General features: G+C 41.9%; 3 protein-coding genes and 2 pseudogenes. 4 read left to right on the top strand and 1 reads right to left on the bottom strand.

All coding sequences use genetic code 11. The annotated features are described in order from the left end of the window. Positions 1–199: 199 nt before the first annotated feature. Positions 200–661, top strand: coding sequence for a RidA family protein (locus ATB78_RS27625; protein WP_061011140.1), 462 nt, complete (start codon positions 200–202; stop codon positions 659–661). 212 nt (positions 662–873) lie between these two features. On the opposite strand, the pseudogene ATB78_RS30355 reads toward ATB78_RS27625, so the two are convergent. Continuing rightward, a pseudogene (locus ATB78_RS30355) lies at positions 874–1,177 on the bottom strand (hypothetical protein). A gap of 870 nt (positions 1,178–2,047) precedes the next feature. Here ATB78_RS30355 and ATB78_RS27615 point away from each other — a divergent pair. The 3 genes and pseudogenes from ATB78_RS27615 (at position 2,048) to ATB78_RS27610 (ending at position 3,275) form a co-directional block, all read left to right on the top strand. Beyond that, positions 2,048–2,815: a hypothetical protein gene (locus ATB78_RS27615; protein ID WP_061011139.1), complete on the top strand. Its 768-nt coding sequence runs from the start codon at positions 2,048–2,050 to the stop codon at positions 2,813–2,815. Beyond that, positions 2,781–2,922, top strand: a pseudogene (locus tag ATB78_RS30350) (DUF3265 domain-containing protein). Before ATB78_RS27615 ends, ATB78_RS30350 begins: the two are co-directional and overlap by 35 nt. Before the next feature lie 29 nt (positions 2,923–2,951). Next, positions 2,952–3,275 (top strand): hypothetical protein, encoded by a 324-nt coding sequence (locus ATB78_RS27610; protein WP_038940623.1) that lies wholly within the window; start codon positions 2,952–2,954, stop codon positions 3,273–3,275. Positions 3,276–3,519 lie beyond the last annotated feature (244 nt).

Raw genomic sequence — 3,519 nt, 5'->3', positions numbered from 1 at the left:
GTTGTTCGCAAAGTTTAGTTCGGCTTAAAATTGTCGCTCGGTGCCTCGCGACTAACAAACTGCTCAAGAGGGATTCGCAACGCGTGGCATTTTTACTATGCGTTGAATTTAGTGATTAAGGTGGTTTTGCAGCGGCTTAGGTATTGCGTTGCTCACCCCTTAGCAGGGCGTTATATTTTTGTTCAATCATGGAGGATAAATGGACATCGAAACGAGACTATCAGAGCTTGGGTTGGAGTTACCTCAAGCAAGCGATCCTCAAGGTAGTTATTGCAATTGTGTGAGAACTGGCAACTTACTCTATGTTTCAGGTAAAGGACCAGTGGCTGGCTTAAGCAAAGTGCCGAAAGGTAAGTTAGGTCAAGAATACACAACAGAAGAAGGTTACACTTTTGCCAAAGCTACGGGTTTAGACATTTTGGCGGCGGTTAAACTCGAACTGGGCTCGCTAGACAAAGTAGCCCGAGTTGTAAAACTCCAAGGTTTTGTTAATGCCACCAGTGACTTTGAACAACATCCTAAAGTGTTGGACGGATGCTCTGATTTAATGGCAGACGTGTTTGGTGAAAAGGGAGTTCATGCGCGTTCAGTTTTTGGAGCCATGTCCGTAAGGGGTAATTTACCTATCATCATTGACTCCATATTTGAAATCACAGACTAAATATAACAAACAATTTAAGAGTGATTCAGCACGCTTGGCATTTTTGGTTTGGGTTTAATTTAGTGTTTAAGGTGGCCTAGTTAAGTATCGTGGTCGCGTGCTTCACACCTTAATTGGGCGTTAGTCGCCAGAAAAAGCTTGAAGTCAAGATGATGTTTCTAAGCTCAAAATTTAGCAGCTGTTTACTTGGTACATCGATTAATCGTCGATCATCAGAGCTTAGTTCTAGCTGTCTTAAGTCCAAAGTTTTGCAAGTGTCCAAGCGGTTGTTTTGTTCTTTGATGCTGACAGAGCAGGGCAATCGAGAGTCTGTTTTTGGTTGCAAATCCGCTCGGTGAGTTTGTTGGGTACAAAAGCAGATTTACTCGCTGAAATGACGTTTTCTCTGGTGTGGTAAGTTCCACGTGGTTTCAGTGACTTTGTTGAAAGTCCGCTCTGTGAGATTGGCTTTCCAAAAGCGCTTTTTGGTGTTGTCAGTCCGTTTTCTGCGGCGTTGTTTGTTCCAAGTGGTTTCATTGAGTAGCCGCTTTGAGACTACGCCTGACTTAAATGCATCAAAGCACATAAAGTTTGTTGTTCGCAAAGTTTAGTTCGGCTTAAAATTGTCGCTCGGTGCCTCGCGACTAACAAACTGCTCAAGAGGGATTCACAACGCGTGGCATTTTTACTATGCGTTGAAGTTAGTGATTAAGGTGGTATGCGGCGGCTTTTGTATTGCGTTGCTCACCCCTTAGCAGGGCGTTAGTCGCCAGAAAAAGCTAGCAATCAAAATCATGTTTCTAAGCTCAAAACTTGGCTACTGGTTGTTTGATTCATAGCTCCATCTTCGACGGTCAAAGTTCATTTTCATCGGTTCTAAATCAATGCATTGCTATTTCCCAAGCGGTTGTTTCGTTCTTTGGTGGTGATAGAGCGGGGCAATCGAAAATCTGTTTTTGGTTGCAAATCTGCTCGGTGAGTTTGTTGGTTTAAAGGCTTATTTACTAGCTGAAAGGACGTTTTCTTTGGTGTGGTAAGTTCCACATGGTTTCAGTGACTTTGTTGAAAGTCCGCACTGTGAGATTGGCTTTCCAAAAGCGCTTTTTGGTGTTGTCAGTCCGTTTTCTGCGGCGTTGTTTGTTCCAAGTGGTTTCATTGACTAGCCGCTTTGAGACTACGCCTGACTTAAATGCATCAAAGCACATAAAGTTTGTTGTTCGCAAAGTTTAGTTCGGCTTAAAATTGTCGCTCGGTGCCTCGCGACTAACAAACTGCTCAAGAGGGATTCACAACGCGTGGCATTTTTACTATGCGTTGAATTTAGTGATTAAGGTGGTATGCGGCGGCTTCGGTATTGCGTTGCTCACCCCTTAGCAGGGCGTTATGCATTAACGGAGAAATTAGTAATTGAGCACTGAAAAGAAAACACGAGACGAAAAAGTTACGTTTCAAGTGAATAAAAATGTAAATAAGATTTCGTTTACGTATGACCCTTTACGAGACGGCTTAATAATTCCTGAAGCAGATCCTAGTACGATTCGTGTTGAGCGCAGTTATGAAAGGGCTTCAGGCAAGCCGAAAGTTTTAAGCAGTGTTCAAGGACATAGTGAGTTCGCAGCATTTGATGTCGATACAATGTTACTGAATGGATACGATTACATCATTAGCGTTGATACCAATTCTCGCGAATACAATGGACAGAAAATTAGCATTTGTACTTGTTACCAAGTGCCAGGAAAAGTTTCACAGTATGTGGGTACCGACGGTGTTCCTTTTATTCACCTTGGCTCGTTCATTATTGTAAACCCGCAACCTCACATTAACCCAGAGCTTATAGGTTGGCATCTCGTAATCACCAACTTTTTACGATTTCCATTTGATACAGGTAAAGAAATGCTCGCTATCATTGTTGATAGCGAAAAAGATTCATTACCAGAATTTAACAAGCGTGTTAAACCCTACTTTAAATCGAGTTATCTACATCATCAGGTAAAGCTTTGTTATGCGTCAGACAAAGATAAGGATACGTTAGCAGGGCAAATGCTCAAAATGTGTCATAACACATCAAATCAGATCTTTAGACAAATGCAGAGTGAGAAAACAGTTCTACCCAAACTAACTAATGGATTAGGTGTTTGTGATGGTTACGTACAAGTCGCGGGCACAAATGCATAACAATCTGTTTAAGAGGGATTCGCAACGCGTGGCATTTTTACTATGCGTTGGTTTTAGTGTTTAAGGCGGTATGCGGCAACTTTGGTATTGCGTTGCTCACCCCTTAACAGGGCGTTAGGTGAAAAAGAGGAACTAAATGGGTAAATCTGATCGAGAAATCATTGCCATTTTAAAAGATGTATTCCAATTAAATTTCGTGAAACCGATGAAGTCAGATCATCACTTAAGAATATGGATGATTCGCATGACTTTTGCAGTATCGGTGCTTGGACTTTTGGGGCGCGGATTCTTAGCCCTAACTGGACACGAGATTACCCAAGACTTTTCCTCAATGGTTAATACTCCAATTGCATTTTTCTTCACGCTGTTGTTCTTACATATTAACAACGAAATCGAAGATACAAGTATCATTATGTTTGTACTTACTTGGCTGTCATTAATGTTAGCTTTGTACGTGTAGGAAGAATTTCACCTAACAAACTGTTTAAGAGGGATTCGCAACGCGTGGTATTTTCACTATGCGTTGGTTTTAGTGTTTAAGGTGGTATGCGGCGGCATCGGTATTGCGTTGCTCACCCCTTAACAGGGCGTTAGTCGCCAGAAAAAGCTAGCAGTCAAAATCATGTTTCTAAGCTCAAAACTTGGCTACTGGTTGTTTGATTCATAGTTCCATCTTCGACGGTCAAAGCTCTGTTTCATCGGCT

Source organism: Vibrio sp. CUB2, assembly GCF_001557945.1.
GTDB lineage: Bacteria > Pseudomonadota > Gammaproteobacteria > Enterobacterales > Vibrionaceae > Vibrio > Vibrio owensii.
The sequence above is the reverse complement of the archived record's forward strand: the minus strand, read 5'-3'. Positions and strand labels throughout refer to the sequence as shown.